Here is a 22,780-nt window from a genome sequence, read left to right on the forward strand (position 1 = left end):
GGCGGAAACTATAAAACTATTTGTGTAGGACCACGGCCAGTTTCAAAAGCACTTTAGGATTGGTTGGAAAAGAAGTATGAATAGAATCGATCGGCTTGTTGCTATACTCACGACATTGCAATCAAAAAAATATGTCTCGATCAAGTTTCTGGCGCATAGGTATGAAATAAGTTTCAGAACAGTCTATCGCGATTTAAAAGCGCTTGGAGAAATGGGGGTACCACTGAGTTTTGAAAGTCGTAAGGGTTATTCAATCCTCCAGGGCTTTTTTCTTTCTCCGATTACTTTAACCAGCGAAGAAGCGAACGCTCTCATACTTATTACGGCGCTTTCGGGCCGCTTTGCTGATAAAATAACGCAAGATTACATTGAAAATGCTGTAACGAAAATCAAGGCAGTTTTAAGAATGACTGAAAAAATCAAAGCTGATTTTTTACAATCCCAAATCAAAATTTATCCGGTAAAAACTGAAACTTATCCATCGAATTTTCTGACCGAAATACAAAATTCAATCACCAATAAACAAGTTATAATAATTAATTATACCAACAACGACGCGCAAAAGAGCCAAAGGGAAATCGAACCGATCGGACTTACTTTTTATTCCAATCAATGGCACGTGATAGCTTGGTGTTGGAAACGGAAATCGTATAGAGACTTTAAAATCGGCCAAATCAATCATCTTAAGAATTCAGGAGAAACTTTCAGAAAAAAGAATCACTATTCTCTCAATGAATACATACAATCACTTCATTAAAAAAATAAATTTAGTGACATAGGGTTGTCAGTGGCCGTAATTATATTGGTTGACTAAATTTATTTACTTTACAGCAGTACAATTATGAACGTGATTACAAAACTATCGTCTTCGCTTGGTCGTCGGGATGAAATACCTAATCAACAATTAGCTCAATCTATTACAAACAAGAAGGATCGAAAAGCAGTAAAAGAGCTTGTTACCAACCTGGACCATGATAACCGAAGTATCCAAAACGATTGTATCAAAGTACTTTATGAAATTGGAGAAAAAAATCCTTCACTGATTGCCGGTTATGTAAAAGTATTTCTTACGTTGCTGACTCATAAAAACAACAGATTGCAGTGGGGTGCCATGACCGCGCTCAACTCTATTACACTTGAAAACCCTAGAATCATTTACAATTCGTTAGCCAAAATCATTGCGAGTGCAGATCAGGGATCCGTAATCACAAAGGATCAACTCGTTAATATTTTAATTAAATTATGCGGCATTAAGCAGTATTCTGGCGCGGCGTTTTCATTATTGCTGGAGCAGCTTCTAAAGAGCCCGACCAACCAATTGCCCATGTATGCCGAAAAGGCTATTCCCATAGTTACTCATAAAAACCAGGCGCTTTTTGTGAAAGTCCTTATTTCACGGCTTGATGACTTTCAAAAAGAAACAAAACGTAAACGCGTTGAAAAAATCATTAAGAAATTTAATAAACTGAATGAAAAACAATAATAGACAGAAAGTTGGAGATGAATACCAAAAATATTTATTATAACATGATCTCTAACAAATAAGACTTATGAAAAAATATTTAGCATCCATCAGCTTCAATCTTGCATTTGTGGGATGTTTATTGGTTTATGCATGTGATAGTGACAGGCAACCCTTTCCTATCGGATTCGGAGAGGAAAGAGTGTATGACAATCATATTGAAATTGATGTGGGTTTTGAAAATGAAGGAGCTGTATTAGCCGGAATATTATATTTGCCTAATACACCGGGACCTCATCCGGTGATGGTTCATAATTTTGGTTCCGATCGTTGGAAACGTCTTCCATATTCCGATGCAATACAAGCGAATTTGAATGAGGGGTTGGGAATGTTTTTTTATGACAAACGGGGTGTGGGTGATTCTCAAGGTGATTGCTGTCCGTGGAAAGACCCCGATTATTTTTATCTTTTGGCGGGCGATATGGCTTCTGCCGTTCGTTTATTGCGTACTTATAGCAGAATTGATTCAAATAGAATCGGATTATACGGATTTAGTCAAGGAGGATGGATTGTCCCCATCGCTGCATCTGATACAACTCTACATATAGCTTGGACCGTTATCGGCTCGGGACCAACCGTCTCACTTGGCGAAGAAATTTTGTATAGTGGACTAAGTGGCGATGCCGATTGCAAGAACAGTTCCATGAGTGATTCGGCTATATATGCTGCCATGGATAAGGAAGGTCCATCAGGGTTTAATCCAAGGCTTAATTTAGAAAGGATGAAAAATCCTGGAATATGGGTGTATGGTGGATTAGACCGAAGCATTCCGGTCAGCCGATCTATTGAAATATTGAATGAAATTAAAACGAATCAGCAGCACGATTTTACTGTAATACTGAAACCAACTTGGAATCATTGCTGGGTAGTCAATGGACCGCCATGCGACTGTGAAGGAACCCGAGGTGATCAATATTTTATTTTCCAATGGATCAAAGATCATGCAAGTCTCGGAAAAGTATTACATAATAGCCGATAACCGGACGCCAGGATGATCCGGGAAAAAAATGTCAAATCGGTTTTGAACAAGCATCGCCGTCGCGATACTTGGTTTCTTGACGATTACTCGGTCAATCCTTACGAAGGATGCAGTTTTAATTGCGCATATTGTTACATACGTGGCAGTAAATACGGCGAGAATCTGTCTGAAAAATTAACTATTAAAAGCAATGCATTTGAAATCCTAGACAAGCAACTCCATAACCGAGCAAAAAAAGGGCAATACGGTATCATTGCTTTGGCATCGGCAACGGATCCTTATATGCTTATAGAACTGCAATATGAAAGAACAAAAGGATTTCTGGAAACTATCCTGAAGCATCGATTTCCGGTTTTGATTTTGACTAAATCCGATTTAGTCACCCGCGATATCCCGTTGTTAAAAGAGATTGATAAGCATGCAATTTTGCCGTCTGAATTAAAAACTACTCTCGGCCGGGGCGTAATCATTGCATTTTCAATGTCGTCTGCTGATGAAAGAATTGCCGCTATCTTTGAGCCCGGAGCGCCAGCGCCGATAAAACGATTCGAAGCATTGCAAATTATCAAAAAAGAAGGGATTTTGACTGGAGTTAATCTGATTCCTGTATTGCCGTTCATTACTGACACGGATGAACAATTAGAAAAAACTGTTAGTTTAACGAAATCGTATGGCGGTGAGTTTGTTCTGGCGGGAGGTTTGACGCTGTTTGGTAATAGTTCAGCCGACAGCAAAACTTTATATTTTAAATTGGTGCAAAAACACTTTCCGGAATTGATGGAGCGTTATCAAAAAATGTTTGGAACGTCATCTTATCCGGCATGGATGTATCAAAAACAGTTAGAACAGCGCGTAGGAATTTTATTGAAAAAATACAGTATCCGGAATAGCATTATCCGGAAGGCTGAAGTTTAATACCGGATTCTATATCCTCGGAGCCGATAGCCCCTTTTCACAAGATCCCCCAGTTCATTACTTAATACGTTATACGTTGATTCTTTTTCATAACACACCAGTACGGCACCGTTGGGAGCATTTTCCAATACTGAGTAAAGCGATTGCTTGACGGCATGTGCATCCGGTGCATCTTCAATATGGAAAACGATCGGCGATTCAGGGACACGTGTAATAACTTGTTTTCCAGATTTAACCGCTTCGTGTTCGATGATTTTTGAAAACCCCTGACCTTGCGGCACTACTAAAGTTATGTTTTCAGGCAGTTCGATAAATTTTTTGGTCAATTCGTCGTATTTCAATCCAAAACCGCTGACAATAATCGAGAATTCTTTTCCATGGGGCTGAACACGTTTATTGATCATAAAATCAATCCGTTGATAGATCACATTGCCGCGGCCTATATCGATGTGGACGTCACCGGATTTCATCTGTTCACGAACATTCAGAATTTCCCATTGGTGAGTTGCCAAAACATTTTTAAGATCAATGTTGAATAACGTGAAAGCGAAATTTTTCGGAATTTGAACCGTTTTGCGTACGTAGTTTAAATTTTCAAATTGCACAGGTTCGTCGGTTATCCATCCGGATTTTAATCCGTACTCTTTATACAAAAGGGAATCGATGAGGGGATTCATGGGTTGATACGTTTGCAAATGCTCTTCATCGACACCGATACTCATGCGGCGAGGGTTAGGTTCATCCGATCCGGAACCCCATTCTACGGACAATGGAAACGAATCCAGCCGAAAGTGATACAACATTAAATGGGCGATCACCAAAAGCAATGCGGCCGCAGCTAATAGTTTTGCTGTCAGGATTTTTTGCAAGAAAGTTACTATCATGCTATGATGTGCGTTCGTGCGTCGTCATTTCAAATATATATTGTAAGAGCGCTTGATAGGCTGGGGTAAGCGTAATTTTTCGACGATCCATAACTGTTCGCGCAACGTCGAGGGCTTTATCTATCCGATAAGTCTTAATGTCAGTGCCATCCGCCCATGAGAAAGAGGGGATGTATTTCGGAGGAAAACCGGCGCCGAAAATATTGGATGAAACACCCACGACCGTACCGGTATTGAACATAGTATTAATTCCACTTTTGGAATGATCGCCCATGATAAGCCCGATAAATAATAATCCGGAGTCGTATGTTTCTCCGTTGATAATAACTTTGATACTACTGTAATTATTTTTCAGATCACTCGTATTCGTATCGGCGCCCAGATTACACCATTCGGCAATGTAGGAATGTCCGAGAAATCCGTCGTGTTGCTTATTGCTATAACCATGCATGATCGAGGCCTCAATTTCTCCTCCAACTTTGCATGTTGGTCCTATGGAAGTTCCTTCATAAATTTTAGCTCCGGCTTTGATAATGGAGTTGTTCCCGACATAACAAGGTCCTTCAATGACGGCGTTAGACATAATCGTGACATTCTCGCCGATTATAATCGGACCGTGTTCTGCATCCAATACGACGCCGGGTTTGATTTTTGAATTATTGCCGATCGAAATCTTCTCGGATTCGACCAGATGCACGCCCTCGTAAACTCGTCCATCGATTTTTTTCGCTGTAAATTCAAAATCGTCTTTGAGCGCTTCGGCATTATGTTGTATAAGATCCCATGGATAACAAATGCATTGAACGTCAATTTCTTTTTTGGAAGTAGTAAGTCTGTTCCAGAAAGCGACGGTTTTATTGTTATGTGTGTATGTGCAACCAGCATCTTGAAGGATAGAGTCGACAAATCTTTGATCACATAAAACAGAACCGTTGATGAATAAACAATCTTCGTTGATCATTTGATTGACGCGAATCCCGGCCGAATTTTCGGTAAGCAATGGCGCCAGATAATCACGGCATTGGTAGACAATGGCAGAATCCGGAAAGAAGCGACGGATACGTTCAGCCAGCGATAGCGCTCCGCAATGCAATTGGAATACCGGCCTTAGGTACGTCAGTGGAAATAACATGAAGTACTGATCGTCTTCGAAAATACAAACAGTTTTTGGTTGAATACGCATTAAGCAAATCCGAGTTTTTGAGCGCTTTCCCCGTCACGTAAGAATTTTATAGGATCGGTAGTACCGATGTTTTCCTTGCTGAGAAAAGGTTCGCCGTATTTTTTAGCAATCAATGATCCGAAATGTTGTGCGCGCACTTGAATGGCTTCACGAAACTCAGGCGTACTAATATTGGTTTGTGATTCGTTACTTTTGTAGTTGGGGTCATAAAATTGTGATGAAAAAGCAGACATCGCCTTCATTTTTATTTCAAAAGTGTCTGAAATGTCGACAATGAATGAAGGGGCAAATCCAAACCAGGCGGCATAATAAATCACTCGTGCAGGTCTAAAATGTTTTTGTGCCGTGCCGTGATCTTCCGTGACAATTTTTTCAAGACCGGAATAAAACGCGGATTCGCGGATCAATTGACTGGTGTGCATATGATCAGGATGGCGGTCATCCCAATATTGCGTGAAAACAAAATCGGGTGTGTACCGGCGGATTACCTGAATGACTTTCAATTGGTTCTCACGATTGTTTTCGACGTTAGTATCCGGAATATTGAGATTAACACGCACGGCGGCTCCTAATATTTTTGCAGCTTCCTGTGCTTCTTTGTCGCGAATTTCAGCACTGCCGCGCGTCCCAGCTTCGCCACGCGTGATATCACAAATACCGACTTTATATCCCAGTTTACACAATTTTGCTACCGTTCCGCCGGCCGATAACTCTACATCATCCGGATGAGCCCCGAAAAACAAAGCATCAAGTTTCATCAATTCCTCTCATTCATAACGTTGAAAGTCATTGAATTCGTTAAGTGATTGAAAATATAATACAAAATGCAGCATGAAAATGCAAGGATGGCAGGAAAAATAAAAAACGGTTAACAGGCATGAGGTTCCTATTAACCGTTCTTGCTTAGATACACACAACACACAAGGGGTAATTTTGTAGGCTTTAAAAGAACATTTTTGGATTACAGATATAAGTAACAAATCGAATGCCAAGAATGGGGTATGTAAATCAAAACTATAAACTGATAAAAATTAAGAATTGAAAAAAAATCTGAAAAAAATTGCCTTAAAAACTGTTAAGTAAAATTGACAACGTGTAAAATTTACAATACAAAAATAAAAAAGCAGCCAACGAAAAACGAGTTGTTGACTGCTTACCCTGTCTTTTTCAGTCTAAGACTGAAGAGAGACTATTTTTCACCAAAATTTAAATCAGTATCAGTTACTTCTTCATTTTGGTATGTTTACGCAGGAATGTTGGAATATTCATATCATCCAAACTGTCGGTTCCTGTTTGTTTCAAAGTTTCGTTTGTTGATTCAGGCAACGGTACTTCGCTTGTTTCTTCCGTTTCCTTTTCAACGCGTTGAATAGCAGGTTTATCTAATTTTTTGTAACGGTTTTGTTTCACTTCATTTTCGTAATGATCGTAGGGATTATTAAATGTCCGTTTGGAAAGCGACAGCGTTTGCAGCGAAATTTCCGTGGCTTCTTTTTTCACTTCGGTCTTTTTAGGTTTCGAATAACGATGCCGGTTCAATCCGGCGGCAATCACTGTTACATGAACTTTGTCTTTGAGCGATTCATCGACGGCGTAACCCCAGATCACGTCGGCATCTTCACCTGCGACGGAAGTGATGAGGTTGGAAATTTTTTCCACTTCTTCGAGCGTGAAGTCCGGTGGGCATGTAAGATTAAGTAAGATTCCCGAAGCGCCTTCGATGCTTGTTTCTTCAAGCAAAGGACTCTTGATGGCTTGGTTGACCGCTTCTTCACAGCGCTTATCACCCGAACCGATTCCCATTCCCATAATGGCATCGCCGGCGCCACTCATGACTTTTTTGACGTCAGCGAAATCGACGTTCACATAACCTGTATTTGAAATAAGATCGGAGATGCCCTTAGTAGCCCGGTACAATACGTCGTCAGCCGTTTTGAAGGCTAACATGAACGGCGTATTTTTCGCCATCACCGTCAGGAGTTTTTCATTAGGAATGACAATGAGCGTATCAACCCGTTCACGTAATTCTTCGATGCCATGTAGAGCCTGATTCATCCGCTTCGGCTGTTCGAAATTAAAAGGCTTCGTTACGATTCCGATCGTGAGCGCGCCAAGGCTCTTGGCTACATCGGCAATGATCGGTGCCGCACCGGTTCCGGTTCCGCCTCCCATACCGCATGTGATAAATGCAAGGTCGGTTCCTTCCAATACGTTTTTAATTTGATCGATATCTTCTTCGGCCGCGCGCTTTCCAATTTCCGGATTGGCGCCTGCGCCAAGTCCTCGCGTCAGGCTCCTTCCAATCTGAATTTTGTGATTGGCTTTGTTCGTTTCGAGCGCTTGAACGTCGGTATTGATCGCGATGAATTCCACACCGTTCAGAGTGGCTTCGATCATACCGTTAATGGCATTACAGCCACCGCCGCCGATGCCCACGATACGCATCTTTGCGCCGTATTCTTTTGCCTCGTCATACGTTATCATAAAACCTCCGGTAATAGGGGTTATATCGAAATAATATCAATTAAAAATTATTGTTAAAAAAACTCATCCATCCATCGTGTCATACGATTCATGATTTTGGAATATAATTGTCCGTCGCCATTATGGTGACCATTGTGATGTTCTTCACCGTTTGGCGTTGACATGGATTCTTCGTTTAGTTCATCTTCATGGTGTTCGTTGTTTTCTTCGAAATCTTCTTGTGCTTGAAATTTATCTTTCTGGACACCGTAATGGATTAAGCCAACGCCGGTCGCATAAATCGGACTGCTGGCAACATCCATCAAGCCTCCGAATCCGCGCGGATAACCGATCCGAACCGGAATTTGGAAGACCTGCGTTGCGAGTTCAACGGTGCCGTCAAGCATCGAACCGCCGCCTGTAAGCACGACTCCGGCATTCATGACATTCAATAATTTTTTCTGTTTGATCCGGTATAAAACCAGGTTGAAAATTTCTTCCATTCGGGCTTCAATAATTTTTGCGAGATCTTTACGTAAGACCTCACGGGACGGACGCCCGCCAACCGATGGAATTTCAACAATTTCTTCCGGTTCGACCAATGAAGTCATCGCGCTGCCATTTTGTTTTTTTAATTCTTCAGCACGGTCGTAAGCGCATTTCATACAAATGGAAATATCACTGGTAACTTGCTGGCCTGCGAGTCCGAGCATATCGGTGTAGCGAATACTTCCATCGAAAAACACGGCAATATCGGTTGTTCCGCCGCCGATATCGATCAACGTCACTCCAAGCTCTTGTTCCTCGCGTTCCAAAACAGCATAACTGGATGCGAGCGGTTCGAGCACGAGATCTTTGACTTTGAAACCGGCGCGTTCCACACAGCGGTAAATATTTTGTGCGGACGCGACGGCACCGGTGACCACATGCGCTTCGACTTCGAGTCGCGTTCCGGTCAGGCCGATGGGATTACGAATACCTTCCTGCGTATCCACGATGAATTCTTGAGGAATCACATGAATGATTTCACGGTCCATCGGCATGGTGATCGCTTTGGCGGCATCGATTACGCGGCGCACATCGTCGTCGGTGATTTCATGGTCGTCACGTCCGACGGCAACGACGGCATGACTATTGATACCGCGAACATGATCTCCGGCGATGCCGACGTATACGGATTTGGCGGTAATACCGGCCATACGTTCTGCTTGCGCCATCGCTTTCCGGATTGAATCCACCGTGTGTTCGATATTCACCACCATTCCGCGTTTCAATCCAACGGACGGATGCGTACCGACGCCGAGCAATTTAATTTCTTTGTGGGTGACTTCGGCGATCAAAGCGGCAATTTTCGTGGTGCCGATGTCTAATCCTACGACGATATTGTTTTCCATTGTAACACCTTTGGAAAGGTTTTATTGATCATCATATTTTTAACTTTTATTACGAACTAAAATCTGGCCATTGTAACGCAGGTCAATAATACGAACCTCTTTCCCGACGCCTGATTGCCGGAAATATTGAAAAGCCGCGGACAAATATATGACCGTACGCGCAAAATTCTGATCGTCGATTTTAAATGCGCATGATAAATTGTTGAGATACAACGTAAAATCATCCCGGGTTAAATTGATCTCTGAAATTTCATAATACAAAGCTTCATCCATCGCCTGTGCCATTTGCAGAAAATTCAGAATCGCCGTTATTTTCTCCGATGTGATCGTTTTACCCGGATGAAGCGGCGCCGTGAATCCTGTAATGACCGGAACGTTGTAAACTAATTTTGGTTTTAAACGCGGCATGATCACTCCGTGACGATCGATGGCATACAATTGGTCCGATGAAATAAAAGCAACCGGAGTACGCTCTTCCACATTAATGACGATCGATGAAGGATAACTGCGGCTGACAACGACGCTCTCAAATAACGGATTGATCCTAACCCTCTCAGCGGCTTTGACAACATCCACTTGAGCCAGACGCCCGCCTGTTGAAAGGTCGGCGAGCTGTTTTATTTCATCTTTCGTACTGATGAAATTGCCTCTCACGTCGATATTCTGGACTGTAAACAACGGTGAGTTGACAACCCAGTCCTGCCAATTAAGTAGCAATAAACACGCAATGCTCAACAACACGATGGCCGCAATTTTATAATAGCGGCGTTGCCGCAAAAGTAATTCCGGATCGAGAAAAGCTTTTTCTTTAACCTGTTTTTTTCGTGAAGCCTCATCGACATAAAATCCATCGGCAAAATCACGATTGATGATCAAACGTTCCGGATCTTTTTTCAAAAACTCGTTGGTATCCGACTCCGGTACTACGGATTCACTGTCAGCATCAGGATCTGCTAAAATGGAATCAGTCGTACTGTTATCGGCCTTTCCCATCAACATCGGATTATCAAATTCGCGGGACGTTTCTTCTAATTCTCCTGTATCCGATTGCGAAGATTTTAAAAACGACGGTTCATCCAAAATCGGTTTTTCGCCGAATATTTCCATCTGCAGTATTTCGCGCTTTTTTCTGATCATGCCAGACCTACACTGTGTAATTCTTCGGACGTGAATCCGACTAACTTGACTTCCAATTCAAGCTTGATTCCAAATTGTTTTACAACCACGGACTGCACGTAGCGGATAATTTCCAAAACATCTTTTGCTTGGGCGTTACCCTCGTTGACAAAAAAATTCGCATGTTTTTCAGAAACGGCCGCTCCGCCGATCCGGTATCCTTTCAAGCCGCAAACGTCGATCAATCGTGCCGCGTGATCACCGGGCGGATTTTTGAATACACTGCCGGAACTCGGTAAATTGATCGGCTGTGTTTGTTGACGGATTTTCATAAAATGTTTTCTCTTTTCTGTCAATGCCATGATATCCGTTTTTTCCAGTTGTAATGTTGCCGCCAAAATAATGCGGGCCGGATCGTCCAATGTTTTTACGTGGCGATAACTGTATTCAATTTTCGATTTTGGCAAAGTTGTCATCGTTTCATTGTCGAGTAAATCTACTGAAACAGTAACATCAAAAAATTCTTTTCCATGACATCCTGCGTTCATTTTAATAGCGCCGCCGACCGTTCCTGGAATTCCGGCAAACATTTCAATTCCACCCAAACCTTTTTTTTCACAATCCAAAACCAATTTCGGAACCTGCACACCTGCACCGGTCGTAACCCGTGTTTCGTCAAAATTTGTAAAAGAGCAACATTCAGAAAGATCAACCACAATTCCGGAAATTCCGGAATCGCTCACCAACAAATTACTGCCTTTGCCTAAAATGAAAACCGGCATAGCGTTTGAGCGGCAGTATCGCACCAGTTGAGTCAAGTCGTCCGTGGTTTCGGGGATCGCATAAATTGAACACGGACCGCCGATTTGATACCACGTATGCGTTTTGAGAAGTTCGTTTTCAAACAACCGGCCTTTAAAGAACGTTTGTATGTCACGAATGACATGGACCGTATTTTTCACTTCAGTTTTCGTACCAGTCTTCTTCCGGTTTCTGTAATATCTCCGGCGCCCATCGTAATAACCACATCGCCGTCTTGCATCATCTGTTCTATTTCAGCATCCAACATCTGTTTGTCTGGAACATAAAACACATTAGGATGATGCTGTTGGGTAGCTTTATATAAGACCGTTCCGTCGATTCCCGGTATCGGTTTTTCCCGCGCAGGGTAGATATTTGTCAATAACACTATATCGGCATCGCCAAATGCAATGGCAAATTCGTTCATCAGATCGCGCGTTCGCGAAAACAAATGCGGTTGAAAGGCAGCGATGATGCGATGATTTTTCCAGCCTTTTCTTGCTCCAGCCAACGTTGCCTTTATTTCAGTCGGATGATGAGCGTAGTCGTCGATAAACGTGATTCCTTTAATAATCCCGAGTAATTCAAACCGTCGTCCTGTGCCTTCAAAATTTTCCAGGCTTTTCCGAATAGCATCAAACGGTAATCCGATTTCCAATCCGACAGCAGTGGCGGCCAAAGCGTTTCTGACGTTATGATCACCGCTTAAACGGAGGCGAACTTCCCCATAATTTTTTTGTTGATGCAGCACTGAGAAACTCAAGGTTGCTTTTTCCTGGCGAATATTCTCGGCGCGTACGTCGGCATGATCGGCAAAACCAAAAGTTTTAATTTGTCTGCGAATCATCGGAAGAATTTCAGCAACACGCGGATCGTCCGCATTCACGATAACTTTTCCAGTATCGGAAGTTTGATTGGCAAACTGCGCGAATGTTTTTTGGATATCGTTCACATCTTTGTAGCAGTCGAGATGGTCCGCTTCGATATTATTGATGACCGCTATGTGAGAAAACAACGTCAAGAACGACCGATCAAATTCATCGGCTTCGACGACGATCCATTCGCTGCGGCCTAATTTTGCGTTGGTTTTCATTCCTTGTAAAATTCCGCCAACAAACATCGTCGGATCTTTTCCGGCTTGTTCGAGCATCATGCCTGTCATAGCTGTCGTCGTGGTTTTGCCGTGTGTGCCACTGATACAAACAGCTTTTTTATTGCGTGTGAATTCGCCGAGCAACTCGGCTCGTTTCATCATCGGAATACCACGACGTTTCGCTTCGGCTAACTCCGGGTTAGACTCGTTCACGGCCGATGTATAGATCAGAAGGTCACATTGAACATTACCGGCATCATGTCCTTTATAAATTTTCACGCCGACCGAGGCAAGGTGATCCGTAATCTCGGATAATTGATTATCCGAGCCGGTTACCGTATAACCCTGTTGGTTCATGATTTCTGCAAGGCCGCTCATACCGATTCCGCCGATCCCCACAAAATGAATAGATTTAATTTTTTCGTTCATGAATAAGTTCAATTGCCCGATCAATAATTGTTTTAGCCGCGTCAGGCTGTCTGAGTTTATAACTATTTTCCGCCATGGATCGGATCATTTCCGGATGATCGAAAAGATCGATCAACGTTGTTTTTAATTTCTGTTTCAACTCCGAATTACGAATCAACCGAGCCGCACCGCGATTAACCAATGACATGGCGTTATATTCCTGATGATTGTCTGCTGCAAACGGGTACGGTACAAGGACCGACGGTAATCCCATCATCGTAATCTCCGAAATAGTCATCGCGCCTGCCCGGCACAATACCAAATCGGCACAGGAATAAGCGGATGGCATCGCATCGATAAATTTAAAAACTTTGACATCAGAATTATTTAACTGAGATTGAATCATATCATAATCCGGGTTTCCGGTTTGCCACAAAATCTGAATTCCTTTTTGAGTTAATCCATCGGCTATTTCGATCAAAGCCATATTGACCGAATGTGCGCCGAGACTTCCGCCGACAACAAGCAGCGTTTTTTTGTCTTTTTTTAATCCAAATAAACGATACGCTTCATCTTTCTGAATCGATTGCAAAGCATGACGTAAAGGATTGCCGCTGACTTTGAGCGTCACTTTTTTTTTGAAAAACCGTTTTGCATCGTCATACGTCAAATGCACTTCATCGACCCATCGCGACAAAAGTAAAGTGGTGCGGCCTGGCCGGCTGTTTTGTTCTTGCAACAAAGTCCGGCTGCCTCGTATGGCGCCGCACAAAACGATCGGGCCGCTTACGTAGCCACCGCAACCGATCACGAGATGCGGGCGAAAGTTTCGTACGATCAAAAACGCTTTCAACATGACAAAGAACAATTGAAACGGCAGGGCGATGTTTTTAAGAATACTGATCGGTGATACGCTTCGGATGAAACCACGCATCGCCAAAATTTTCAGTTCAAATCCGTTGGACGGAATGATTTTTTCCTCGAGCCCGCGGTTTGTTCCGACAAAAATAATTTTCGCATCGGGAAGACGCCGCCGGATTTCTTCTCCGAGTGCGAGCGCCGGAAAAATATGTCCGCCGGTTCCTCCGGCGGCGATCATTACGCGAAGCCCTTCCATATTATGACAAATCCAGTCCGACGATGCTCGGCCGTTTGACCGGTCGAGATATTGGTTGCGATTCTTTTCCTACAGGTGTAACTGAGTCTTCATCGTCGATATTAAAATTATCGGTAAAACTCTTATGTTCAGTGCTCACCGAAGATTTCTTAAGCGCTTGTTCCTTGGGAACGGTCTGCGATGAAATGTTCAACAAAACGCCTATGGCAAAACATGTAAACAACAGCGATGTTCCGCCGTAGCTGATAAATGGCATCGGGAGTCCGGTTGTCGGAAGAATGCCTACCGCTACGCCGGCATTGACCAATGCGTATAAAACTATGCTCACAACAATTCCCGCTGCGATATAAAACCCGTACAAGTCCGGCGCTGTGCGGGCAATTTTAATTGAACGAAAAAGAAAAACGATGAACAGGATCAGAACAAAGACAGCACCAATAAAACCTAATTCTTCGCCAATAATTGAATAAATGAAATCCGTAAAAGGTTCAGGCAAAAAAAGTAATTTTTGTTTGCCTTGTCCGACGCCGACGCCGGTCAATCCGCCATTACCGAAACTGATCAGCGATTGTTTGATCTGATAACCGCTTCCTTGAATATCGCCGGAAGGATTCAAAAAAGTTTTCAAACGTTCTAAGCGATACGGACTCATCATGACGATGATCAGCCCGACCGGAATTACAGCAGCCGCTAATCCAAGGAAATGTTTGATCCGCATTCCGCCGATAAAAAGTAAAATCAAAACAATGGCCATCAGTGTTGAAGCCGTGCTGAAATTGGGCTGCAACACGATCATTCCGCAAAACACCGCTGCCATAATCAAGGGCGGCATCAGCCCGTGTTGAAAATCTTTGATGCGGTCGCCTTTGCTGTCCAAATAGGCGGCGATGTAAAAAATCAAAGCCAGTTTGGCAATTTCAGACGGCTGAATTCCAAAGCCACCGATCTGCAGCCATCGCGCCGAACCTTTGAGACTGCCGAGTCCGAGTACGATCAGACATAAAATAAAAGCCACCAACATCATCATCATCGTTTTGCTGCGATAACGGTGATAATCAAATTTTGCCGCAAAAAGTAAAATGACAAAACCCAAAACCACCCGAATGAATTGTTGTTTCAAAAAATGGAAACTGCTGCCAAATTTTTGTGCGGCAATGACATTACTGGCGCTGTAAATCATTACAATTCCAAGTGTCATGAGCGCCAGCACGACCAAAAGCAAGGCTTTGTCGATGCTGTGTTTTACTGGCGATGGAACGTTGGTTTCGGTCATATTATAATCCGTTGACGGCTTGTTTAAATTGCTGGCCGCGGTCTTCATAATTTTTGAACATATCATAACTCGCGCATGCCGGAGATAATAAAACGACATCGCCGTTTGCCGCTTCATTAAACGCGCGTTGAACGGCATCCTGAATTGATGCCGAACGAATCGCTTTGGTCAATTGACCCAAGTCGTTTTCAATGAGCAAAGCCGCCTCTCCTATTAAAACGAGCGCTTTGACTTTTTTCTTAACTAATTCACTCAATGGCGTATAGGGTGCGCCTTTGTGTTTTCCGCCGGCGATCAGAATGATTTTTTCTTGTTTGAAACTATCGAGTGCAAAAAAAGTCGAATCGACATTAGTTGCTTTGGAGTCGTTATAAAATTTCACACCGTTGATTTCACGTACAAATTCCAGCCGATGTTCGACGCCTTTGAATTGAATCAAAGTGTCGCGAACAATGGACGTTTCGATTCCGGCGAGTTTAGCAACCAGTGTTGCAGCAATCGTGTTGGCCAAATTATGCTTTCCACGAAGACCGATTTTACCGGTTTCAATAATCATTTCTTTACCTTGATCCAGTATGCAAATAATAGAATCATTATGAACATAAGCGCCATATTCGATTTCATTGGTCAGGCTAAACGGAATTTTACGCGAACGCAAACCTTCTATTAATTTATTCACGGCCGGATCATCGGCGTTATACACGATAAAATCTTCACTGCGTTGATTCTCAAAAGTCTTTCTTTTAGCTGCGTAATAGGTTTCCACCGATTCATAACGGTCCATGTGATCGGGCGACAAATTAAGAAGCACGCCTATGTGCGGACAAAAGTTTAAAAAACCTTCAGCCTGAAAACTACTCACTTCGACAACAGCCGTGCCGCCTGCAACGCCGGATTCAACGCAATCGGACAACGCCGTTCCGATATTACCGGCTACTAACGTCGGCCGTCCGGACGCTTTGAAAATTTCTCCGATCAAAGTAGTCGTAGTGGTTTTGCCATTAGTACCTGTTACGGCTATAAGCGACGATGACAGCATCCACGAAGCAATTTCAAGTTCGCTGTAAATCGGGATATGTCGGGTTGCAATTTCTGTAAAAATCGAACCGGTCCGTGGTACACCGGGGCTGATGATAATCATGTCCGCATCGGTCACACGGGCGCTATGAACGCCAAATTCGTACGGAATATTTTCACTTTTCAAACTATTTACTTCACTGGCCTTGCTTTCAGAACTTGCAATATCGCTGACAAATACCGACGCGCCATGACGTTTGACTAATTTAGCCGCGGCAATCCCGCTACGTGCGGCTCCGATAACAACAATTTTTTTTCCATTAAAAGGATTCATGTTAACGAACCTTGAATGTCGTCAGGGTCAATAAGGCGCATAAAATGGCCATGATCCAAAATCGTGTAACTACCTTGGTTTCGTGCCAGCCCTTGAGTTCATAATGATGATGCACCGGCGCCATCAGGAAAATTCTCCGGCCTTCGCCGTATTTTTTTTTCGAATATTTGAAATACATCACTTGTAAAATCACCGAGAGATTTTCAGCAACAAAAACACCGCCGACTATGGGCAGCAACAATTCTTTTTTAATTAAAATCGCAAGAGTTCCCAGACTTGCACCCATTGCCAGTGCGCCGGTGTCTCCCATAAAAACTTGCGCCGGATAAGCATTGTACCAGAGGAAACCCAAACCCGCACCCAACATGGCCGTACAGAAAATTGTCAATTCGCTGCTTTGCGGAATATATAATATGTTCAGGTAATCGCTGTAATTCACATTCCCGGTGACATAACACATGAGTGCAAACGCTGCTACGGCAATCGAGACTACACCGATGGCCAATCCGTCGAGACCGTCGGTCAGATTCACTGCATTGGACATCGCCGTAATGACAAAAATCACAAACGGAATGTATAGGTAACCGAAATCCAAATTCAGATCTTTCACAAACGGGATCGTTGTAATAGTATCAAAAGCGTCAAATTCCGGCGAAAAATACAATACCGATCCGATGAGCAGTCCGAGAGCGATTTGTCCGATCGTTTTGTAGCGAGCGATCAATCCTTTTTTAATTTTTTTGACGGCTTTTAGATAATCGTCTATAAAACCAACGACGCCCATCCACAACGTTGCAGCCATAATAAGTAGTATATATGTATTAGACAGATCGGCCCATAGTAAAGTCGGAATCAAAACAGAAGCGAGTATAATCAATCCGCCCATCGTCGGTGTGCCTGCTTTGGATAAATGTGATTGAGGCCCGTCGGTGCGGATTTCTTCTCCGATTTGCATGGTTTTGAGTTTCGCAATAATATAGGGTCCGACGAATAAGCTGATGGCTAGCGCGGTAACGGCGGCCATTGCCGAACGAAACGTGATATAACGAAATAAATTCGATCCGGAAATATGGTAGTCGGCGAATATTTCGTACAAATAATAAAACATGATTATAAAGCCTCGATAATTTCTTCCATTTTCATTCCACGCGAACCTTTAACTAAAATCACATCACCGGCTTTTATTGTCTTTTTAAGCGCAACGATCAATTCTTTTTTTGTGATAAAATATTGAGATGCTGAATGACCCTCTTTAGTCTTAATCGATTCCTTTCCGGTGAGAAATACATAATCGATACGCTGTGTTTTTAAGAATTCGCCTAATTGATAATGTTCATCGGCGCTGGTATTCCCGAGTTCCAGCATATCGGATAAGACGGCAATTTTTTTTCCGGCAGATGACATGGCTGTCAGTGAAACGATAGCAGCACGCATGGATTCCGGGCTGGCGTTGTACGTATCATCGATCACCATATATCCGTTTCGTTCACGTAGCCCCATCCGGTTCGACATCGGCTGGTAGGATTCGATAGCAGCAGTGATGTCATGAACGTCGAGATCGATGGAACATCCCACGGCGCAAGCGATTAATGCGTTGTAGGCCTGATGCTGTCCCGGAGCTTGCAACTGCATGGCCAGCTCGTGTTTTTCAGGTGTTGTAATTTTTAACCGGACGCGTGCTTTTGCATCCATCGACACAATGCTACCGCGATAATCGGCGTCGTGCTCAATTCCGAATGTGACCAATCCCTTTTTTCTGTCGGCATGCGGACGGAGGCGGGGATCATCGACGTTTACATAGCGCACACCGTCATCGGTCAAGGCGTCAAATAATTCAGATTTTGTAGCAGCGACAGTCTCAATATTACCAAAATGTCCGACATGCGCTTTACCGATATTCGTAATGACACCGCTGTCCGGTTTTGCTATGTCGCACAGCAATGCAATATCGCCTTTTTTATCCGCGCCCATTTCAATGACAGCAATTTGTGTCGATTCATTCATTCTTAATAGGGTCAACGGAACACCGATTTCATTATTTAAATTGCCTTCGGTTGCCAATGTTTTGTACGAAGGCGAAACAACAGTCTGAATCATTTCTTTGCAAGTGGTTTTGCCATTTGAACCGGTGACGGCAATAACCGATGCATCGAATTTCAAGCGATGATTTCTTGCCAGATTCTGCAATGCTTTGAGAGGATCCGATGTAACAACGAACGATTTTCCAAGAAAATTTTTTGCATATTGCGCAAACCACGATTCCGCTACTATACAAATAGCCGCTTGTTTCTCAAACGCCGTTTTGACAAAATCGTGTCCGTCAAATAGTTCACCTTTAATAGCAAAAAACGCCTGGCCGGTTTGCACGCTACGGCTGTCAGTCGATAGGCCGTGCGCATCCATCGTAAAATTTTCTACGCGGCCGATTTTCTGAAAATCTTTTAAAGTAAAAGTCGTCATTCGTTTTGATAATGATAAGGCGATGGCGTTTTATGTTTTAAAATTTTCAATTCCTGGCTAATGTCGCTGCCGGCTTGTTTAGGCGTTCCATCAACGTCTTTTGATCGTGCCGCAAGGGATTCCGGATCGAAATGCGTGAAACCAAGGCGCCCGGAAATTTCTTTGCTTAGATAATGCATATTCCCTCCGAATTATAAAGGTTGACATTGAATGACGCATACATCGCCCGGCTTAGCCGGAATGCCCGGTTTGGGATATTGTGCCAGCACATATCCGCTGCCTTTGATTTTTACGTTGAAACCGGCGGCAAAAAGTTTGTTCACCGCCATACGTGTACTCAATCCCCGTACATCGGGTAAACGCGGGAGCGACGAACCGCCGCTGTTGATATCCGGATCGATCAATTGATTCGTTGTAAAAAGTTGCAGAACCGCTGTTTCGCCATCTAAAGTCCATTTTTGATCGGCGACCATATCGCCTTCGCCTGTAATGCGATAATGAAAATCGGTCTTGTCTAAAATGGTTTTAGCCGTCTCGACCGATAAATATTTTAAATCAGGTGTGTTGGCGTAAACGCTGGTTTTGTTGGAATCCGCGTCGATTTCGGCCATCACACGATTGATTTTTTTGGCAACATCGTCGGACGAATTGATAATTTTTTCGATGATCGATCGTGCCGTTACTGCCGCTGAAGCCTCACCCCAAATGCTTTTGCGGGGATTATTGACAATAACCAAAAATACAAGCTGAGGATTCTGCACAGGGAAAAATCCGACAAAGGAAGCTGTAAAATGATCTTTGGAATAACCTTTACCGTTACCTTCCACTTTCTGAGCCGTTCCGGTTTTACCTGCGATTTGTATACCGCGAATTTGAGCGCGCTTGCCGGTTCCGGATACGACTACTTCTTTAAGCATTTCACTGACTTTATTCATCGTTTCTTTGGACGCAACAGTACGAATCACCTGCGCTTCTTTGTCTTCTGAACGTGTGCCATCCGTATGGATAATTGAACGAATCATAAAAGGCTTATATAACGTTCCGCCGTTGGCGATGGCGCAATAAGCATTGGCCAGTTGCAGCGCTGTGACGCCGATTTCCTGACCAATAGAAATCATCGGTTGCGTCAGTCCCGACCATTGTGTCGGATGCTTTAGTTGTCCCTTGACTTCGCCTTCGATGTCGATCCCGGTTTCATTGCCGAACCCGAATGCGCGAACGTATTGATATAAACGATCACCACCGAGTTTGTCGGTCGTTTTGATAATACCGATATTACTGGATTTTTCGACCACTTGTGTAAAGGTCATCGTACCGTGCGGTTTCGAATCGTGAATAATGTGGCCCTGATATTTCCACGCCCCGTTTTCGCAAAAAATCCGATCGTCGGGCGTAACAACTTTTTCTTCAACGGCGCTGACAGCTGAGAACGCTTTAAACGTCGAACCGGGTTCGTATAAATCCGTGATGATGCGATTACGATAAACGGACGGATCGTATTTTTCCGGCTGATTAGGATCGAATCCAGGCGCATTCGCCATCGCCAAAACCTCTCCCGTCAGTGGGGATAAAATTACAACCATCCCGTCATCGGCGTCATAGTCGTCAATGGCGCGTTCAATCTCTTGCTGAGCGATAACCTGATAATTAATATCCAATGTCAATACGACGCCGTTACCGTTAACCGGATCTTGATGGGGATAATCCGGGCTAGGAAGCAAACGTCCCAAGGCGTCCGCCTGCAAAATTGCCCAACCGTTTTCTCCGCCGATTTCGTCGTGCATGGATAATTCCAATCCGGAAGCGCCTTCGTTGTCGATATTAGTAAAACCGAGAATTTGAGAAGCCGCTTTGCCGTATGGATAATGCCGGCGTAGCGATTGCAGCTTGATTAAACCTTTGATGGAATCATCAATCTTGCGGGCAACCGGTTCTGAAACGCGGCGCTCTAACCATACAAAAGCCGTTTTTTTGGCCAGTAATTTTCTGTAGTCCGCAACCGGTTTTTGAAATACCCGGGCAAAATTTTCTGCAACACGATCTTTGTCTTTTTCAGCCATATAACTCGGATCGGCGGCAAAGGAATAATTAATCAAGTTGACAGCCAGCTTATTCATATTGCGGTCGTAAATCGTTCCGCGTTCCGCCTCGATGGTAACGTTGCGTTCGTATTGCCGCTTGGCCATCAGTTGATATTGATCATTATCGATAACCTGAACAAACAGCAACCGGAGAACCAGTACAATAGACCACACCAGGAAAAAAAGTACCAATAGCCGCAAACGATTGAGTTTGCTTTGAACATCGGGATCAACCGGAATTGTGTTGGGTAGTTCAGCCATTATTGTTTAATTTTCTCTTCTTCAATCATTTCAGCTTGCCGTGAATCAATCAAAATAACGCCCGGTTTTTCTTTGGGCGGAATCAATCGAAGTTGTTCTCGTGCAATTTTTTCAATTCGCTGATAGGTAGTCAGCAAAGCAATATCGGATTTGATCGCTTCATTGGTCTTTTCAATTTCAAGAGCCTGATCTTTGAGTTTTTCAATTTCAGCTAAATTTTGACGCACGTAAGTAGCTTCCCAAACCCACACGATCATCAAACCTGCGAGAACGACAAAAAGAATAAACAGACGCTTTGGCGTCAACCGGCTTTTTTTCTCAACGGGCTGAGGCGTCGGTTGTGGTTTCTTGAATTCGGTTTCTTCCGGTTCGCGTGTTTCCGGCCGTTTGGTATATTTATCGTAACGGTGCGGATTGATACTTGACGACGTCGTGTCCTCAAAAATCTTTTTTTTCTTACCGGCGAAATCCATACCGGTGACCGTTTGATAGGATTGAATGCTCATATTTTTTCTGCTATGCGTAATTTGGCGCTCCGTGCACGCGGGTTGGCGGTCATTTCATCGTCTGTCGGAACGATTGGCTTTTTAGTAATAATTTTCAGTGCCGCTGTTTTTTCCTTGGATAATTCCGGATAGTTTTCATCTATGATGAGGTTCGACGCCTCGGTTTTAAAAAAATCTTTGACAATGCGGTCTTCAAGAGAGTGGTAAGCAATCACGGCAATACGTCCACCGGAATTCATCATTGCCGCTGCGTCGGTTAAAATCGTTTTCAAATTTTCGAGTTCGTTGTTCACTTCGATCCGTATAGCTTGAAAAATGCGTGATAAGGTTTTTTTAGCAAATCGTTCAGGAATCGTTGCGCCGATGATCGTGACTAATTCACCTGTTGTTGAAATTGGTTTGGTTTGGCGCATTTCGGTTATTTTGCGGGCGATACGGCGCGAATTTTTTTCTTCGCCATAATGAAAAAAAATATCGGCCAGTTTTTTTTCATTATAACCGTTGATCACATCGTAAGCGCTAAAATTTTCGTAGTCATTCATCTGCATATTCAAAGGTGTATCGAGACGATAACTGAATCCTTTGGCCGAAGCGTCGAGTTGAAAGGACGAAACGCCGAGGTCGAGAAGCAGTCCGTCGATAGCCGCAATTTTTAATTCTTCCGTCACTTGACGAAGCTGACGAAAGTTGGATTGACGGATCGTTACGCGTTCACCAAATGGTTTTAATCGTTCGCTTGCATATCGGATGGCGTCAAGGTCGGCATCGAGCGCCAGTACACGGCAATTGGCTTCCTTTTTGAGGATTGCTTCCGTGTGACCGCCGCCGCCGAGTGTACCGTCCACGTAAATGCCGCCGGCTTTCAGATTCAGCGCTGCTATACAATCTTTTAAAAGAACAGGAAGATGATAGAACGTATCGTTCATAGACATGATGGCCGGTCGTGAACCAAAGCCATGTTCGAATATTTTAA

21 protein-coding genes are annotated in these 22,780 nt (G+C 43.5%); 4 read left to right on the forward strand and 17 right to left on the reverse strand.

Going from position 1 to position 22,780, the window contains the following annotated elements:
* Nucleotides 1–76 precede the first annotated feature (76 nt).
* The 4 genes from K1X84_11615 (at nucleotide 77) to K1X84_11630 (ending at nucleotide 3,416) form a co-directional block, all read left to right on the forward strand.
* Nucleotides 77–757 (forward strand): WYL domain-containing protein, encoded by a 681-nt coding sequence (locus tag K1X84_11615; protein MBX7152283.1) that lies wholly within the window; start codon nucleotides 77–79, stop codon nucleotides 755–757.
* An 84-nt stretch (nucleotides 758–841) separates the two neighbouring features.
* Nucleotides 842–1,483, forward strand: coding sequence for a hypothetical protein (locus K1X84_11620; protein ID MBX7152284.1), 642 nt, complete (start codon nucleotides 842–844; stop codon nucleotides 1,481–1,483).
* A gap of 67 nt (nucleotides 1,484–1,550) precedes the next feature.
* Nucleotides 1,551–2,501, forward strand: a complete 951-nt coding sequence (locus tag K1X84_11625; GenBank protein MBX7152285.1) for a hypothetical protein — start codon at nucleotides 1,551–1,553, stop codon at nucleotides 2,499–2,501.
* A gap of 12 nt (nucleotides 2,502–2,513) precedes the next feature.
* The gene (locus K1X84_11630; GenBank protein ID MBX7152286.1) at nucleotides 2,514–3,416 is read left to right on the forward strand and encodes a radical SAM protein; all 903 of its coding nucleotides are present in this window, start codon (nucleotides 2,514–2,516) and stop codon (nucleotides 3,414–3,416) included.
* On the opposite strand, the gene K1X84_11635 is transcribed toward K1X84_11630, so the two are convergent.
* The 17 genes from K1X84_11635 to rsmH all read right to left on the reverse strand — a co-directional run bounded on the left by K1X84_11635 (nucleotide 3,413) and on the right by rsmH (nucleotide 22,733).
* Nucleotides 3,413–4,300: a hypothetical protein gene (locus K1X84_11635; protein MBX7152287.1), complete on the reverse strand. Its 888-nt coding sequence runs from the start codon at nucleotides 4,298–4,300 to the stop codon at nucleotides 3,413–3,415. The genes K1X84_11630 and K1X84_11635 overlap by 4 nt on opposite strands.
* 1 nt (nucleotide 4,301) lies before the next feature.
* Nucleotides 4,302–5,483, reverse strand: a complete 1,182-nt coding sequence (locus tag K1X84_11640) for a GlmU family protein (GenBank protein ID MBX7152288.1) — start codon at nucleotides 5,481–5,483, stop codon at nucleotides 4,302–4,304.
* On the reverse strand, nucleotides 5,483–6,241 hold the full coding sequence (gene bshB1, locus K1X84_11645) for a bacillithiol biosynthesis deacetylase BshB1 (GenBank protein MBX7152289.1): 759 nt from the start codon (nucleotides 6,239–6,241) through the stop codon (nucleotides 5,483–5,485). The genes K1X84_11640 and bshB1 overlap by 1 nt, the downstream gene beginning before the upstream one ends.
* 463 nt (nucleotides 6,242–6,704) lie before the next feature.
* Nucleotides 6,705–7,967, reverse strand: a complete 1,263-nt coding sequence (gene ftsZ / locus K1X84_11650; protein MBX7152290.1) for a cell division protein FtsZ — start codon at nucleotides 7,965–7,967, stop codon at nucleotides 6,705–6,707.
* Nucleotides 7,968–8,020: 53 nt separating this feature from the next.
* Nucleotides 8,021–9,340: a cell division protein FtsA gene (gene ftsA / locus K1X84_11655; protein MBX7152291.1), complete on the reverse strand. Its 1,320-nt coding sequence runs from the start codon at nucleotides 9,338–9,340 to the stop codon at nucleotides 8,021–8,023.
* Between the two features lie 39 nt (nucleotides 9,341–9,379).
* Nucleotides 9,380–10,477 carry an FtsQ-type POTRA domain-containing protein gene (locus K1X84_11660; GenBank protein MBX7152292.1) on the reverse strand — a complete coding sequence of 366 codons (1,098 nt, stop codon included), beginning with the start codon at nucleotides 10,475–10,477 and terminating at the stop codon, nucleotides 9,380–9,382.
* Complete coding sequence (murB, locus tag K1X84_11665) at nucleotides 10,474–11,418, reverse strand: UDP-N-acetylmuramate dehydrogenase (protein ID MBX7152293.1); 945 nt, start codon at nucleotides 11,416–11,418, stop codon at nucleotides 10,474–10,476. Before murB ends, K1X84_11660 begins: the two co-directional genes overlap by 4 nt.
* Complete coding sequence (gene murC / locus K1X84_11670) at nucleotides 11,415–12,779, reverse strand: UDP-N-acetylmuramate--L-alanine ligase (GenBank protein MBX7152294.1); 1,365 nt, start codon at nucleotides 12,777–12,779, stop codon at nucleotides 11,415–11,417. Before murC ends, murB begins: the two co-directional genes overlap by 4 nt.
* Nucleotides 12,763–13,875, reverse strand: a complete 1,113-nt coding sequence (gene murG, locus K1X84_11675; protein ID MBX7152295.1) for an undecaprenyldiphospho-muramoylpentapeptide beta-N-acetylglucosaminyltransferase — start codon at nucleotides 13,873–13,875, stop codon at nucleotides 12,763–12,765. Before murG ends, murC begins: the two co-directional genes overlap by 17 nt.
* A 1-nt stretch (nucleotide 13,876) precedes the next feature.
* Nucleotides 13,877–15,148, reverse strand: coding sequence for a putative lipid II flippase FtsW (gene ftsW, locus K1X84_11680; protein MBX7152296.1), 1,272 nt, complete (start codon nucleotides 15,146–15,148; stop codon nucleotides 13,877–13,879).
* A gap of 1 nt (nucleotide 15,149) precedes the next feature.
* Complete coding sequence (gene murD, locus K1X84_11685; GenBank protein MBX7152297.1) at nucleotides 15,150–16,499, reverse strand: UDP-N-acetylmuramoyl-L-alanine--D-glutamate ligase; 1,350 nt, start codon at nucleotides 16,497–16,499, stop codon at nucleotides 15,150–15,152.
* Between the two features lies 1 nt (nucleotide 16,500).
* Nucleotides 16,501–17,607 (reverse strand): phospho-N-acetylmuramoyl-pentapeptide-transferase, encoded by a 1,107-nt coding sequence (mraY, locus tag K1X84_11690; protein MBX7152298.1) that lies wholly within the window; start codon nucleotides 17,605–17,607, stop codon nucleotides 16,501–16,503.
* A gap of 2 nt (nucleotides 17,608–17,609) precedes the next feature.
* Nucleotides 17,610–18,959, reverse strand: coding sequence for a UDP-N-acetylmuramoyl-tripeptide--D-alanyl-D-alanine ligase (locus K1X84_11695; GenBank protein ID MBX7152299.1), 1,350 nt, complete (start codon nucleotides 18,957–18,959; stop codon nucleotides 17,610–17,612).
* Nucleotides 18,956–19,138, reverse strand: coding sequence for a hypothetical protein (locus K1X84_11700; protein MBX7152300.1), 183 nt, complete (start codon nucleotides 19,136–19,138; stop codon nucleotides 18,956–18,958). Before K1X84_11700 ends, K1X84_11695 begins: the two co-directional genes overlap by 4 nt.
* 12 nt (nucleotides 19,139–19,150) lie before the next feature.
* Entirely contained in the window at nucleotides 19,151–21,301 is a 2,151-nt protein-coding gene (locus tag K1X84_11705; GenBank protein MBX7152301.1) for a transpeptidase family protein, read from the reverse strand.
* On the reverse strand, nucleotides 21,301–21,807 hold the full coding sequence (ftsL, locus tag K1X84_11710) for a cell division protein FtsL (protein MBX7152302.1): 507 nt from the start codon (nucleotides 21,805–21,807) through the stop codon (nucleotides 21,301–21,303). Before ftsL ends, K1X84_11705 begins: the two co-directional genes overlap by 1 nt.
* Nucleotides 21,804–22,733 carry a 16S rRNA (cytosine(1402)-N(4))-methyltransferase RsmH gene (rsmH, locus tag K1X84_11715; protein MBX7152303.1) on the reverse strand — a complete coding sequence of 310 codons (930 nt, stop codon included), beginning with the start codon at nucleotides 22,731–22,733 and terminating at the stop codon, nucleotides 21,804–21,806. Before rsmH ends, ftsL begins: the two co-directional genes overlap by 4 nt.
* Nucleotides 22,734–22,780: the final 47 nt, after the last annotated feature.

Source organism: bacterium, assembly GCA_019695335.1.
Lineage (GTDB): Bacteria > CLD3 > CLD3 > SB21 > SB21 > JABWBZ01.

Bases quoted from the DNA above. Each gene is read 5' to 3' on its own strand.
- ftsW (MBX7152296.1), bottom strand. From the start codon at position 15,148: ATGACCGAAACCAACGTTCCATCGCCAGTAAAACACAGCATCGACAAA.
- K1X84_11625 (MBX7152285.1), top strand. From the start codon at position 1,551: ATGAAAAAATATTTAGCATCCATCAGCTTCAATCTTGCATTTGTGGGA.
- K1X84_11660 (MBX7152292.1), bottom strand. From the start codon at position 10,477: ATGATCAGAAAAAAGCGCGAAATACTGCAGATGGAAATATTCGGCGAA.
- murD (MBX7152297.1), bottom strand. From the start codon at position 16,499: ATGAATCCTTTTAATGGAAAAAAAATTGTTGTTATCGGAGCCGCACGT.
- K1X84_11705 (MBX7152301.1), bottom strand. From the start codon at position 21,301: ATGGCTGAACTACCCAACACAATTCCGGTTGATCCCGATGTTCAAAGC.
- ftsL (MBX7152302.1), bottom strand. From the start codon at position 21,807: ATGAGCATTCAATCCTATCAAACGGTCACCGGTATGGATTTCGCCGGT.
- ftsA (MBX7152291.1), bottom strand. From the start codon at position 9,340: ATGGAAAACAATATCGTCGTAGGATTAGACATCGGCACCACGAAAATT.
- K1X84_11700 (MBX7152300.1), bottom strand. From the start codon at position 19,138: ATGCATTATCTAAGCAAAGAAATTTCCGGGCGCCTTGGTTTCACGCAT.
- murG (MBX7152295.1), bottom strand. From the start codon at position 13,875: ATGGAAGGGCTTCGCGTAATGATCGCCGCCGGAGGAACCGGCGGACAT.
- K1X84_11695 (MBX7152299.1), bottom strand. From the start codon at position 18,959: ATGACGACTTTTACTTTAAAAGATTTTCAGAAAATCGGCCGCGTAGAA.
- K1X84_11635 (MBX7152287.1), bottom strand. From the start codon at position 4,300: ATGATAGTAACTTTCTTGCAAAAAATCCTGACAGCAAAACTATTAGCT.
- mraY (MBX7152298.1), bottom strand. From the start codon at position 17,607: ATGTTTTATTATTTGTACGAAATATTCGCCGACTACCATATTTCCGGA.
- ftsZ (MBX7152290.1), bottom strand. From the start codon at position 7,967: ATGATAACGTATGACGAGGCAAAAGAATACGGCGCAAAGATGCGTATC.
- K1X84_11615 (MBX7152283.1), top strand. From the start codon at position 77: ATGAATAGAATCGATCGGCTTGTTGCTATACTCACGACATTGCAATCA.
- K1X84_11640 (MBX7152288.1), bottom strand. From the start codon at position 5,483: ATGCGTATTCAACCAAAAACTGTTTGTATTTTCGAAGACGATCAGTAC.
- K1X84_11620 (MBX7152284.1), top strand. From the start codon at position 842: ATGAACGTGATTACAAAACTATCGTCTTCGCTTGGTCGTCGGGATGAA.
- rsmH (MBX7152303.1), bottom strand. From the start codon at position 22,733: ATGAACGATACGTTCTATCATCTTCCTGTTCTTTTAAAAGATTGTATA.
- K1X84_11630 (MBX7152286.1), top strand. From the start codon at position 2,514: ATGATCCGGGAAAAAAATGTCAAATCGGTTTTGAACAAGCATCGCCGT.
- murC (MBX7152294.1), bottom strand. From the start codon at position 12,779: ATGAACGAAAAAATTAAATCTATTCATTTTGTGGGGATCGGCGGAATC.
- bshB1 (MBX7152289.1), bottom strand. From the start codon at position 6,241: ATGAAACTTGATGCTTTGTTTTTCGGGGCTCATCCGGATGATGTAGAG.